At 50.0% G+C, this 12,930-nt stretch carries 16 protein-coding genes (1 of these 16 running past the window's edge); all 16 read left to right on the forward strand.

From position 1 onward, the window contains the following. Window positions 1–201: 201 nt before the first annotated feature. Window positions 202–747: an RNA polymerase sigma factor SigY gene (gene sigY / locus B9D94_RS03560; protein ID WP_006212678.1), complete on the forward strand. Its 546-nt coding sequence runs from the start codon at window positions 202–204 to the stop codon at window positions 745–747. Continuing rightward, entirely contained in the window at window positions 731–1,069 is a 339-nt protein-coding gene (locus B9D94_RS03565) for a YxlC family protein (protein ID WP_006212677.1), read from the forward strand. The genes sigY and B9D94_RS03565 overlap by 17 nt, the downstream gene beginning before the upstream one ends. Next, complete coding sequence (locus tag B9D94_RS03570; protein WP_006212676.1) at window positions 1,066–1,275, forward strand: hypothetical protein; 210 nt, start codon at window positions 1,066–1,068, stop codon at window positions 1,273–1,275. The genes B9D94_RS03565 and B9D94_RS03570 overlap by 4 nt, the downstream gene beginning before the upstream one ends. Before the next feature lie 34 nt (window positions 1,276–1,309). Then, a complete protein-coding gene (locus B9D94_RS03575) occupies window positions 1,310–1,504 on the forward strand; it encodes a PLDc N-terminal domain-containing protein (RefSeq protein WP_006212675.1) in 195 nt (64 codons plus the stop codon). Next, the gene (locus B9D94_RS03580) at window positions 1,501–2,424 is read left to right on the forward strand and encodes an ABC transporter ATP-binding protein (protein WP_148246473.1); all 924 of its coding nucleotides are present in this window, start codon (window positions 1,501–1,503) and stop codon (window positions 2,422–2,424) included. Before B9D94_RS03575 ends, B9D94_RS03580 begins: the two co-directional genes overlap by 4 nt. Continuing rightward, entirely contained in the window at window positions 2,421–3,197 is a 777-nt protein-coding gene (locus B9D94_RS03585; RefSeq protein WP_148246474.1) for an ABC transporter permease, read from the forward strand. The genes B9D94_RS03580 and B9D94_RS03585 overlap by 4 nt, the downstream gene beginning before the upstream one ends. Before the next feature lie 213 nt (window positions 3,198–3,410). Beyond that, the gene (locus B9D94_RS03590) at window positions 3,411–3,794 is read left to right on the forward strand and encodes a hypothetical protein (RefSeq protein ID WP_006212673.1); all 384 of its coding nucleotides are present in this window, start codon (window positions 3,411–3,413) and stop codon (window positions 3,792–3,794) included. Between the two features lie 172 nt (window positions 3,795–3,966). Next, window positions 3,967–4,254, forward strand: a complete 288-nt coding sequence (gene gatC, locus B9D94_RS03595) for an Asp-tRNA(Asn)/Glu-tRNA(Gln) amidotransferase subunit GatC (protein WP_063477766.1) — start codon at window positions 3,967–3,969, stop codon at window positions 4,252–4,254. A gap of 20 nt (window positions 4,255–4,274) precedes the next feature. Further along, window positions 4,275–5,732 carry an Asp-tRNA(Asn)/Glu-tRNA(Gln) amidotransferase subunit GatA gene (gatA, locus tag B9D94_RS03600; RefSeq protein ID WP_148246475.1) on the forward strand — a complete coding sequence of 486 codons (1,458 nt, stop codon included), beginning with the start codon at window positions 4,275–4,277 and terminating at the stop codon, window positions 5,730–5,732. 30 nt (window positions 5,733–5,762) lie between these two features. Beyond that, a complete protein-coding gene (gene gatB / locus B9D94_RS03605; protein WP_148246476.1) occupies window positions 5,763–7,202 on the forward strand; it encodes an Asp-tRNA(Asn)/Glu-tRNA(Gln) amidotransferase subunit GatB in 1,440 nt (479 codons plus the stop codon). Between the two features lie 113 nt (window positions 7,203–7,315). Then, entirely contained in the window at window positions 7,316–7,774 is a 459-nt protein-coding gene (locus B9D94_RS03610; RefSeq protein ID WP_040681054.1) for a GNAT family N-acetyltransferase, read from the forward strand. Window positions 7,775–7,823: 49 nt separating this feature from the next. After that, entirely contained in the window at window positions 7,824–8,537 is a 714-nt protein-coding gene (locus B9D94_RS03615) for an MgtC/SapB family protein (RefSeq protein ID WP_006212668.1), read from the forward strand. Window positions 8,538–8,728: 191 nt separating this feature from the next. Continuing rightward, window positions 8,729–9,346, forward strand: a complete 618-nt coding sequence (locus tag B9D94_RS03620; RefSeq protein WP_006212667.1) for a hypothetical protein — start codon at window positions 8,729–8,731, stop codon at window positions 9,344–9,346. Window positions 9,347–9,405: 59 nt separating this feature from the next. Then, window positions 9,406–10,725: a DUF4097 family beta strand repeat-containing protein gene (locus B9D94_RS03625; RefSeq protein WP_006212666.1), complete on the forward strand. Its 1,320-nt coding sequence runs from the start codon at window positions 9,406–9,408 to the stop codon at window positions 10,723–10,725. Window positions 10,726–10,813: 88 nt separating this feature from the next. Next, on the forward strand, window positions 10,814–11,233 hold the full coding sequence (gene perR, locus B9D94_RS03630) for a peroxide-responsive transcriptional repressor PerR (protein WP_006212665.1): 420 nt from the start codon (window positions 10,814–10,816) through the stop codon (window positions 11,231–11,233). Window positions 11,234–11,348: 115 nt separating this feature from the next. After that, a protein-coding gene (locus tag B9D94_RS03635) for a glycosyl hydrolase family 18 protein (RefSeq protein WP_152827314.1) crosses the window boundary here: on the forward strand, window positions 11,349–12,930 show its 5' portion. 134 nt of this gene lie beyond the right edge of the window; 1,582 of the gene's 1,716 nt are visible here — the first part of the coding sequence; it begins with the start codon at window positions 11,349–11,351; the stop codon falls past the right edge of the window.

Below are 12,930 nucleotides of genomic sequence, written 5' to 3' on the forward strand. Positions count from 1 at the left end.
TAATCGCGAAGGCAGCCGGAACATGGTCGGCTGCTATTTTTTTGTGCGTTTTACAGACTTCCTGACGAATTTAAGTCTCATTATAATGGGACCTATATAAATTACATCATTTGGTACAGGATAAAGGCATGAACCATTTGAACGATTGGATCGGGTTCGTCGTATTACATATGCAAGACGAAAGAAGGTGATGAGTTCATCATGCTCCCTGATGAAGAGGATTTGATACGGCAAGCGCAGCGGGGAGATGCTGCGGCGATGGCCCAACTATTCAAGCAGCATTACTCCTTTCTCTATAAATATTTGCTTAAAGTGACAATGGATCCGATGATCGCGGAGGATACGGCACAGGACACCATCGTTCGATGCATGGAGAATATGGCCCGATATAACGGAACTTCGTCCTTCTCCTCATGGATGATCACGATTGCTACGCGGCTGTTTATCGATCACGCCCGGCGTAAGAAACGGGAGAAGAAATGGCTGGAGCAGGAGGGGGTTCAAGCGGCAAGGCGGATGCGCTGGCAGATGGAGCGGCGGGGTGAAGAATGGACGGATATGCTGGACGGATTATCCCGTTTATCCGAGGATCACCGGATCGCGATATTGCTGAAGCATTATTACGGCTACAGCTATGATCAAATCGGAAGCATGCTGGGCATACCCGAGGGTACAGCGAAATCACGGACAGCATACGGCATTAAACAGCTGCGAAAGGAGATGGGTGACGATGGCCAAAGTACCTGAGAATGAAGACGATTTATGGATTGAAGGATTGAACACGGAGATGAAGCGGGTAGATCAATTGTTTGACGATGTGCCGTCACCTTCCATGGAAGGACTGCAAATGCTGGCCGTTCATACGCTGGAGCGTCAGCGGAGACGGATGAGATATGAATTCATGCTCTTTCTCTTGGTTGCATCTTTTATCGTGGGAGGGGGATTGCTGGCCGCCCTGGCAGCGCCGCTTATTCTTCTGTTCATTCACGGGATCGGAATGATTGCGGGCATTGCCACTCTTCTATTTTCCAAAAGACTGAGATCTGCCGGAAAGAAGGGGACTCCATGAATGAAATGAATGAGTCCTCGATTTGGATCATTATTGCAGCCGTTGTACTTGTGCTGGTACAAGGGACATGGCTGTTCTTGGATGCGAGGAAGCGGGGGCTTGGCAAAATGGCTTGGTTTTGGGGGATATGGGGCTCGACCACATCGCCGACACCGCTGATATTTTACTGGATATTCGTTATCCGCAAGAACCGCCGCAAGCCTTAAGTTCTTTCATTATATAGAAAAGAGGAGGATCATTATGGAGATTAATTGGGGATTGATTTGGCCGATCCTTGCACTGCAAGCGATTCTCGCTGTAACAGGTCTTGTCTCACTGTTCAAGGCAGAACCGGCGAACATACGAGGACCGAGATGGATGTGGGTGCTCATTATACTGCTCGGCAACATTCTGGGCAGCATTGCTTATTTTGCCGCGGGGAGGAGGGAGACATGACGGAGAAACTTCTGAGTATTCATGAACTTACCAAAAGCATTGGAAGCATCACGCCGGTCAAAGGCATATCGTTTGATCTGAAGCGTGGAGGCTGCACGGCACTGCTGGGCCCGAACGGCGCAGGCAAAACAACGACCCTGCGCATGCTGGCAGGATTGATTCCCCCAACACGGGGAGAGATCAAGCATGGGTCAGCGGATAAGCAAACGAACGACTGGCGACATCGAATTGGCTACTTGCCGCAATACCCGAAGTTCTACAGTTGGATGAGCGGTAAGGAATACTTGTCTTTCAGCGCCAAGCTGTCGGGATTGTCCGGACAAAAAGCGCTCCAGCGGAGTCAGGAAGTGATCGAGATGGTTGGACTCCAGCAAGCATCCAAACGGCGTATTTCCGGTTATTCCGGCGGGATGAAGCAGCGGCTTGGCATTGCTCAAGCGCTTGTGCACGAGCCGGAGCTGATTATGCTGGACGAGCCGGTATCTGCACTCGATCCGATCGGGCGCCGCGAGGTCATGGATTTGCTGAACCGTCTGCGAGGAGAAGTGACGATTCTGTTCTCCACCCATGTGCTTCATGATGCGGAAGAGATTTGTGATGACATGGTGCTGATGGTTGACGGAGAAATTGCAGAGAAGGGTGCGCTGAGCGAGCTCCGCAGCAAATACCGGCAGCCGGTCCTCTCCATTGAGGTAGAACCAGGAGAGCGTGAACTTGCATGGCTCCACGGTCTCTCCAAGCGATCCTTTGTCCAAGAGGCAGAGGTTGGCAAACACAGAGCGAAGCTGACGGTAACGGATATGGGGGCAGCGCGTGCAGTGTTAATCAAGGAGCTTGCGGATAACGGGATCGAACTCCTCCGTTTTGAAGCAGGTACTTCCTCGCTGGAGGATATGTTTATGAAGGTGGTGGGCCCATGAAGCCGTTCTGGATTTATTATCAAAAGGAGATGCTCGAAGCCAGCCGTACTTACAAATGGATCTGGGTTCCTGCGGTTTTTCTGCTTCTTGGCATTATGCAGCCGGTATCTACTTATTATTTGCCGGAAATTTTAACTATGTCGGGGGAGGTTCCTCCGGAAGCGGCGGCATTGTTCACGATTCCGTCCGCTGATAGTGTCATGGCATCAACGTTAAGCCAGTTTAGTACCATCGGACTGCTGGTGCTTGTACTGGCCGGGATGAACACCGTAGCAGGGGAGCGGGCAACCGGTACGGCTGAGCTTGTACTCACCCGAACGGTATCCACGCTGCCGATGATGGGCGCGAAATGGGCAGCCATGATGACTTTAATGTTGGTTTCCTTCGCGCTTGGGCTTGCCGGTGCAGCGTATTATACGCATCAGCTCATTGGTCCCTTGGAATGGGGGGCCGTGGCGAGCGGCGGATTGCTGTATGCTGTATGGCTTGCCTGGATCGTAACGCTAGTTCTTCCGCTTGGTGCGGTCCTTCGAGGTCCTGCCGCAGCGTTCATTAGCTTGGGAACGGCGGCTGCTCTCTCGCTGTTGTCCGGCTTGCTGCCTTCCCGTTTTCAGTGGAGTCCGGGCCGGTTAAGCAGTATGGCTGCAGAGTGGATGCTGGGTGCGGGAGCCGGTGCTTGGGCACCTGTCATCGCTGCTTTGCTTATCATGCTGCTGTCCATTATCGCTGCTGCAGGGCTGCTCAGAAAAAGTCCGTTATCTCCGCAATCCTAGTTTCCATGGGAGATTCAGGTTTATTCTGAATCGCATGGACATCTCTATCTTTTTTTAGTAGACTATGAAGATAAGAAAAGCGTCTATCGACGTAGTTTCTCGAAAGACAGCCCGCTGTAGCGGAAGTTTTTCTTGTGAGACAAGGAGGATAAACCTCTGAAGTTTATTATTTCTTATCTCTAAAAAAAGGATGGACAACTCAGGAGGTAGACGATGCTGCGTTTAGGGGAAAAGATTACAATCGTCGCGGACGCCTTTGAGCAGAATCTTCCAGTTGGTCAATACGGTTATATAATCGCTTATGACCGAAATCCGGACAATGCGTTCGATTACGTCATTCGGATTCCGAGCCTCAACCGTAATTTTTTTGTTCCGGCAGATGATGTAGAGCTGGAATCGATCGTGTTGAAACAGGAAGCCGAGCGGGTCGAGCGGGAAGCGCTCATCGATTTCGCCCTGTCGACATATAATGAGAAGCTGTTTCGTCAAGTGATGAACGGCGAGTTAGAAGAAAGTGTTGAAGAGGAAGAAGAAACCAAGGAAGCAATGTCCCAGGCGGATTTCATCAAACAAGTGAATCTGCGTGCCTGGATTTAGAAGAGTCGGCTGAGGCCGGCTCTTTTTTGAAGTGATAAGACGTATCCTAGGAAGCAGAAAGCTTCAGCCGATTGGATTGAATCTTCCATGCTTCTACAATATAATGAGAAAAGTTATCGAGACAGACTTTACCCCTTTAATAGGACAGGGGCATGAAGGAGGACGCACAGCCATGAGCATTACCGATAAGGATGTTCAGCATGTAGCGAAGCTGGCCCGTTTGAATTTGACGCCTGAGGAAGAACAGATGTTTACCGGCCAACTGAATGCGATTTTACAATATGCCGAGAAATTGAAAGAACTGGATACAGAGGGTGTTGAGCCGACAACGCATGTGCTGCACCTCAGCAATGTCATGAGAGATGACGAAGTGCGCGAGAGCTTGCCTATCGAGAAAGTGCTGCTGAATGCACCGGATGAGGAAGACGACCAAATTAAAGTACCTGCTGTATTGGAATAGCCTGAAGGGAGGATACACACTTGAGCCTGTTTGATTACAAGTTAACGGAGATACATAATAAGCTCCAGAACAAAGAGCTTTCGGTCACCGATTTGGTTGACCAAGCCTTCAACCGCATTTCGGAAACGGAGGATCGGGTGAAAGCATTTATTACGCTGGATGAAGAAGGTGCGCGTTCATCTGCCAAGGTTTTGGATGATAAGCTGGCTGCAGGAGACACGCGTGGACTGTTGTTCGGTCTTCCTGTCGGAATTAAGGATAACATCGTAACGGAAGGACTTCGCACAACATGCGCAAGTCAGTTTCTGTCTAATTTTACGCCAGTATACGATGCGACGGTTGTCGGTAAATTGCGTGCAGCAGATACCGTAACAATCGGGAAGCTGAATATGGATGAATTCGCAATGGGGGGCTCGAACGAGAACTCCAGCTTCTACCCCGTACGCAACCCATGGAATCTGGATCGGGTTCCAGGCGGATCAAGCGGAGGCTCGGCAGCAGCCGTTGCTGCGGGCGAGGCATATTTTGCGCTGGGATCGGATACAGGTGGATCAATTCGTCAACCCGCTTCCTATTGCGGTGTCGTTGGATTGAAGCCAACCTATGGACTGGTGTCCCGGTTTGGCCTCGTTGCCTTTGCCTCTTCGCTGGATCAGATCGGACCCCTGACTAAAAATGTCGAAGACTCCGCTTATGTCCTGCAAGCTATCGCAGGTTATGACCAGATGGATTCAACATCTGCCAAAGTGGACGTGCCGGACTATCTTAGTGCTCTTTCGGGTGACATTGCGGGACTGCGTATCGCTGTGCCTAAGGAATACTTGGGCGAGGGCGTTGACGCGGAGGTGAAGGAGACCGTCCTCAACGCACTGAAGGCGCTTGAAGCGCTGGGAGCGACTTGGGATGAAGTTTCCCTGCCGCATACGGATTATGCGGTTGCTACGTATTATTTGCTTGCTTCTTCGGAGGCTTCCTCGAACCTGGCCCGCTTCGACGGCGTACGCTACGGCGTTCGTTCGGACAATGCAGGTAGCCTGATCGATCTGTATCATGAGTCCCGCAGCCAAGGCTTTGGTGATGAAGTGAAACGACGCATCATGCTGGGCACCTATGCCCTCAGCTCGGGTTATTACGATGCCTACTATTTGAAGGCACAGAAGGCTCGTACCCTGATTAAGCAGGATTTTGATAAAGTATTTGAACAATATGACGTCATCATCGGACCAACGGCTCCTACGACAGCTTTCAAGCTGGGGACTCAGGTGGATGATCCGCTGACGATGTATTTGAATGATATCCTGACGATTCCTGTCAGCTTGGCGGGTGTGCCGGCCGTGAGTGTTCCATGCGGATTCGCAGACGGACTTCCTGTAGGCATGCAAATTATCGGCAAAGCCTTTGATGAGTCGACCGTGCTGCGCGTAGCGCATGCTTATGAGCAAAATACAGAACATCATAAACGGCGCCCTGAACTGTAAACCGGCGGCAGAGAAGGAGGGAAACAATAGATGTCTACATCGAAATATGAAACGGTTATCGGATTGGAAGTGCACGTAGAGCTGCATACGAATTCCAAAATATTTTGCGGTTGCTCCACGGCATTCGGAGCACCGCCGAACACACATACATGTCCCATTTGCCTTGGCCATCCCGGCGTACTGCCTGTATTAAACCGCCAGGCGGTGGAATATGCGATGAAAGCAGCCATGGCGCTGAATTGCACCATCGGCGATGTCAGCAAATTTGATCGCAAGAACTACTTCTACCCGGATTCGCCCAAAGCATATCAAATTTCTCAATACGATCAGCCGATCGGTTTAAACGGCTGGATTGACATTGAGGTAGACGGGAAGACGAAGCGGATTGGCATTACCCGGCTTCATCTGGAAGAAGATGCGGGTAAGCTAACTCATGTTGACGGCTTATATGCCTCGCTGGTTGACTTTAACCGGGTAGGAACACCGCTTGTTGAGATCGTATCCGAGCCTGAGATCTCAACGCCTGAGGAAGCCAAAGCTTATCTGGAGAAGATGCGTGCGATTATGCAATATTGTGATGTCTCGGACGTGAAGATGGAAGAGGGCTCGCTTCGCTGTGACGCCAATATCAGTCTTCGTCCATGGGGACAGAAGGAACTGGGAACCAAGGCGGAACTGAAGAACATGAACTCCTTCCGCGGTGTACAGCGCGGCTTGGAATATGAGCAGTTCCGGCAGGCTGAAACGCTGGATGAAGGCGGTGTAATCGTTCAGGAAACCCGCCGCTGGGATGAAGCGCAGGCCAAAACCTTCTCGATGCGCGGCAAGGAACAAGCGCATGACTATCGCTATTTCCCGGACCCGGATCTGGTAACGGTGCATATTAGCGAAGAATGGAAGGAGTCGGTTCGTGCAACGATTCCGGAGCTTCCGGATGCTCGTAAGGCACGTTATGCTTCGGAATATGGTTTGCCGGACTATGATGCTGCGGTGATCACGTCGTCCAAGCTGCTGGCAGACTTTTTTGAGGACAGCTTAAACTATACCAAGGATGCTAAATCCGTATCCAACTGGATCATGGGTGATTTGCTGGGTTACTTGAACTCGGGCAATCTGGAGCTGTCCGATGTGAAGATCTCGGGTCAAGGCTTAGGCGAGATGATCGGATTGATCGAGAAGGGCACCATCAGCAGCAAAATCGCCAAAACCGTCTTCAAAGAGATGCTGGAGAGCGGCAAGCTGCCTGCTGTAATCGTGGAGGAGAAGGGACTCGTCCAAATCAGCGATGAAGGTGCCATCAAGAGCATTGTCGAGCAGGTTGTCGCGAACAATCCGCAATCCGTTGAGGATTATAAGGCAGGTAAACAGAAAGCGATCGGCTTCCTGGTTGGGCAAGTAATGAAAGAGAGCAAGGGTAAAGCCAATCCTGCTCTGGCGAATAAACTGCTGGTTGAGGTACTGAACGGATAATTAGCCACAACAGCAGATAACCATTACCCTCGAATTATTTCTCAATAAGCGGAGCTTGTCCTGTTTAGGGGCAAGTTCCTTTTTACAATGAAATTAGATAGGGGATGAAATGTATGATTAACGAGTTATCTTTAGAAGATAGGGATACCGTCCAGCAAATATGGGGGTTGCAGCACATGGCGTACCCGCTGGAAGCTGAGCTCATCGGTTTTACGGATATTCCGCCGCTGCTGGACACCTTTGATACCATTCGTACGAGTGGAGAGACCTTTTTTGGGTATATAAATGATGAAGGGGAGCTGATCGGCGCGATTGCCGTGGAAGCCGAGGAGGCGCAGGTCACCATATCGCGGATGATGGTTCATCCGGGGCATTTTCGTAAAGGTATCGCCGGGACTTTGATACGCCATGTATTAGAGACGTACCATAAGGCGCCGATGTTCACGGTCTCGACGGGAACGCGCAACACGCCTGCGGTTACCTTGTATGAGAAGTTCGGGTTTGTAAAAGATCATGTTTTTGAAGTTGCTCCTGGAGTCGAGTTGACCGAATTCCATCTTCGCATACAATGATCATATAACATAAGCAACAAGAAGCAGACGTGAGGGGAGTATCGTTCTTTTGAATAATCCTTGGGTAATAGATAATGGATCTATATTATTAAGGCTGTTGCTTGCTATGCTGCTTGGCGGCTTGATCGGATTTGAGCGTGAGCGTTCCAATCATGCAGCGGGTCTGCGTACACATATATTGGTTTGCTTGGGTTCTGCACTGATTATGCTTTTATCCATCTACGGATTTTCGGATTTCGTAGACGAGATTAATGTCCGGATTGACCCTGCGCGTTTGGCTACAGCCGTTATTACGGGAATCGGGTTCTTAGGCGCAGGCACCATTCTGTTCACGGGTAAATCCATTACCGGTTTAACCACCGCTGCTTCCATCTGGGTTGTTGGCGCTGTAGGATTGGCCGTCGGAGCCGGGTTTTACTTTGCCTCGATTGTGTCGACAATCCTTATCCTTCTGAACCTGGTGGTCTTTAATAAACTGGAGCAGCGATATATACGCGGCAGCAAGCTGCATCTGATTACCATCCATTCAGCGAATACACCGAATATTTTGGAGGAAATCTCGGCGGTTCTGGAGGAACAGGAATGCGTGATTAGGAAGTTGGTTGTTAACGAACGAAGCAATACTGTTTATGGAGAGCTGCAGCCTGCGGTATTGGGGCTCGAAATCACAATGCAAGTATTAACAGATCGTAAATTCGAGCCGATGACGATAACCCGGCAATTGCGGGGAATCGGCCAGGTGACAATGGTAACAGCCGAGTAGGATGTACAACGAAGAAACGGCAACTGCTGATCATCGGCAGTGCCGTTTTTTTATAGGCTTGTCAGCAGTCAGCGGAGGGCTCATCCAGTTTTTTGCCAGTTACTTCGGCCTCTCGTTGGGGTACTATCAAAGAAAAACATCGTTAAACAACGCCAGTTCTCCCTGATGTTTGAGAAGGAGGAGAGAGGGTCATGAACACGACACCTGAACCGCAAACCGCGATAAGCAAGAAGAAACGAGAACGTATCCGCATGAAGCGTCATTCAGGCCTGCAGAGAAGAAGGCGTAAATTATATGCGCTTTTGCTAGCCGCTCTCATTCCGGGCTTGGGGCATCTCTATCTGGGTGTGTACCGTAAGGGAATTACGTTTATTATGTTATTGCTGCTGGATATCTCGGCGCTTTTATACTTTTCTTCCATCGGCATGCAGATCAATGTACCGCTGCTTATTGTACTGGGGCTGCTGATTCCGATTGGCTATTTCTATAATGTGTACGATGTGCTGCAAGCAGCTGAATATATGATCTCGCGGAGACGGCGTGGCGAGGCAGCCGCTGTTTCTTCTGATGAGGGAAGAGGGCCGAACAATCCGTTCCGAGGTGAACGGGGAATCCCTTTTGGCTTGATGCTGGTTGCTATAGGGATCCTGCTCATTCTGTTTCATCAGAAGCCTCCCTGGCTTCAGGTGGTTATCCGTGATTATGGAGCGGAGTTCTCTGCTGTCGTATTAATCATCCTCGGAATATGGGCGGCGGTTCGAGAAGTTCTCCGGCACCGTAAAGGTAAAGGCAAGGGCAAATCCCTGTAGCGTATCTTTGCAGGGCACAAAACACGATAGCTGCCAATACTGACGAGGGGAGGAGACGGATGAAACATAAAATCAGAGTAGGTCGATTTACAGCTGCCATACTGCTTGTCTGTTCAGGGGTGTTATTGCTGCTGGATGAACGCGGGGGCACCGATTATATATTTTTGATCCAGCGGTGGTGGCCGCTGCTATTCATATTGCTCGGAGTTGAATATTTAGTACGGTACACCGTGACACGTGTTCTGGGCAGACGTAAGGAATTTCGGTTCCGGCCGGATATCAAGGGCGTTCTGCTTGCCGCAGCCATTACGGCATCCGTGTTCGTTATCTCTCAGCAGGAGCATTTTCTCCATCTCTGGAATCGGGTGAGCCTGAATTTGACGGCAGCGGGAGTCGATTACAGCGAAGCTGAGGGTACCCAGTTTCAGAAGCCGGTGCTGGATATTCCGGTAGAACTGGACACCGAGAAAATCATCGTGGATCACTTAAACGGCGATATCACCATCGTGCGGCAGAATGTGGATGAGATCAGGGTCGAAGCGGAAGTTTGGGTCGACCACGAACCTTCCGGTCTAGCCGAAGCGATAGCGGAACAATCCACGATTGAAGTGGGAGAAGGCAAGACGATAACGATTCGATCGAAGGGGAAGGCTTATGGACAATCGGGTAAGCGTCAGCCCCGGATGAATCTCCATATCGCGGTACCGGATGATCGTCGATTTAATTTTGAGATACGGACGATGAACGGAGCGATCACCTTAAACGGCGTTGAAGCTATAGAGAATATTTCGCTGGAGAGCGGCAACGGACCTATTACGATGGATCGTGTTTACGGGAATGTTACCGGTAAAACATTAAATGGCGACATGACGGCACGCGGCGTCCTGGGGAATATCAAAATGTCCACTAACCGAGGCAATATGATGGCCGTAGACATCACAGGCGAAACAGATATGACCACTCAGGTGGGGAATATGACCGTCAAGCGAACGACGGAGGAAATCCGGGTCCAGACGAGGAATGGCAATATTCTGATCAGTGGTGCAGAGTCGCAATTAAGCGCGGAATCCCTCAATGGCGGCGTTGCTATACGCTCACCTCATGTGGGAGGCGATTGGAACGTGTACAGTGCGGTTGGCGAGATGAATCTTCATATTCCGCTTGAAGGGGATTACAAGCTGGAAGGGACCATCAGTTACGGTAGAATCCTTACGACGCTTCCCAATCTTCTGATCGATCAAAAAACGATATCCGGTGAATCGGGCACATCCGAACACTCCATTCGGATTGAAGGCAACAGTAATTTGAACATCTATCGGAGCTATCCGGAGCAGGAGGAAAGCCGCAGTAACGGGGGCTTGACGCCTCTGCCGGATTGACAAGAATCAAAGAAACGCCTTACAATAAAGGTTAAGAGCGGTATAGGTTTTGAAAAAAACCAGTTAAACCTGAAGGCGGTGGGCAACCATGGGAACGTCCGTACAGCATGCGCTGGAACAACTGAAAACGACCGGTGTCCGTATCACGCCGCAACGTCATGCGATTTTAACGTATTTGGTTGAATCTATGGGTCATCCGACAGCGGATGATATTTATCGGGCTCTGGAACCTAATTTTCCTAGTATGAGCGTAGCCACTGTATATAACAATTTAAAAATGTTTATTGAGGCCGGCATGGTGCGTGAACTGACTTATGGAGATAATTCCAGTCGTTTTGATGCAAATGTATCCGATCATCATCATGTAATATGCCAGAGTTGCGGAAAAATTGAAGATTTCAGCTATCCGTCCCTTGAAGATGTTGGAGTACAGGCTGAGAAATGCACCGGGTTTGAAGTGAAGGGATTAAGGATGGAGCTGTATGGGCTCTGCAAGTCCTGCAAATAGACTTCGGTTACTTATAAATGAACGTGCGGAATCAACCATTCCACACGTTTTTATTTTTAAGGGCGTTTTCTCACAAGGGGATATATAGAGGGCGAGAATGAAATGGGGGAGTAGTTTGGCAAGAAGAAGATATCGTGGAAAGAGGCGGCGTACCAGGAGAAGCTCTTTTTATCTGGGCTTGATGTTGATAGCGGCAGGAGTCTGGTGGGTGGTCACCACCCTTTTTCCGAACCAGACTTATACGGTGCCGGACTGGCGAGGAATGGACAAGCCGATTTTTGTCCAGGGTGAACTGCAGGAGTATCCTGCCCGGGAAAGCGGAGAAGAAATGATGCTGCCCATAACGGTTATTCAGGAGAGCGTTGATGCCAATATTCGTTATGAGGAAGAGACCAAATCGATTATCATGACAACCTCGGAATCGGTTCTCCGTATGAAGATCGACAGCACCAAGGGGGATCTGAATGGTAAAACGGTTACCGTCCCTTATGCTCCTGAGCTCGTTGACGGTATGGCTTACGTGCCCCTTAAGCCGCTCGAGCAGCATTACGGGATAGCCGTTCAAGAGAACTCGTTAACAGGTGCAATTATCTTGATGCGTGCAGGTGATTCGATTCAGCTTGCGGAGGCAACACCGGGTAAACCTGAGGACACGGTGGCTCTGCGCGAGAGCGGGGAGAAGAAGTCACCGATTGTACTGGACATGCCTGCCGGTGAGCGGCTCCGGGTATGGCGCGAAGAAGAGGAATGGTTATTTGTTCAAGCCGATAACGGCTACACCGGATATGTTCTTAAAGACCAGACTAAACTCGGTAACGTTAAAGATATTCCGGTCCTTGCAGAGACTCCTTCGCGGGTTGAGCTGGAGTGGAAGGACAAATCGGTCAATCTGGTGTGGGAGGCTGTCTATTCCAAAAACCCAAGCACGGATAAGATCGGGGAATTACCTGGTGTCAATGTGGTGAGCCCCACCTGGTTCAGCATCGTGGATGCCGAGGGTACGGTCAAATCTAAAGCCGTGAAGCAGTATGTGAGCTGGGCGCATAACAGGAATATGGAAGTTTGGGCCCTAATGGACAACAGTTTTGATCCTGACCTGACAACGGAGGCGCTGTCTACTTATGAGAGAAGATCTCATATTATCAAGCAAATGCTGACCTATGCCAAGCAATACAAGCTGGACGGAATCAATATCGATTTTGAAAATGTCTACACCAAAGATAAAGAACATGTGGTTCAATTTGTGAGAGAAATGAAGCCGCTGGCTAAAGCCAGAGGATTGATTGTTTCCATTGATGTTACTCCGAAATCGAATAGCGAGATGTGGTCGCTCTTTCTCGACCGCAAACGGCTTGGCGAGACGGTTGATTATATGATGGTGATGGCCTATGATGAGCACTGGGCTTCCAGTCCAAAAGCGGGATCGGTATCCTCGCTGCCATGGGCCGAGCAATCGGTAAGACGAATCATGGAAGAGGACGGTGTGCCTTCATCCAAGCTGGTATTGGGTGTTCCCTTATATACCAGGGTATGGACGGAGACCAGCGAAGAGGGAGAAGCGAAGGTGTCCTCCAAAGCGATTGGGATGGAGAAGCTCCAGACTTTGCTTAAGGAGCAGAAGGTTAAAGGGGCGCTGGATGCCAGCACGGGTCAGAACTATGTTCAATTCACGGAGGGAGAGGCCATCAAGAAAATAT

It is taken from the genome of Paenibacillus sp. Cedars, from assembly GCF_003184205.1.
Taxonomy (GTDB): Bacteria; Bacillota; Bacilli; order Paenibacillales; family Paenibacillaceae; genus Paenibacillus_AQ; species Paenibacillus_AQ glucanolyticus.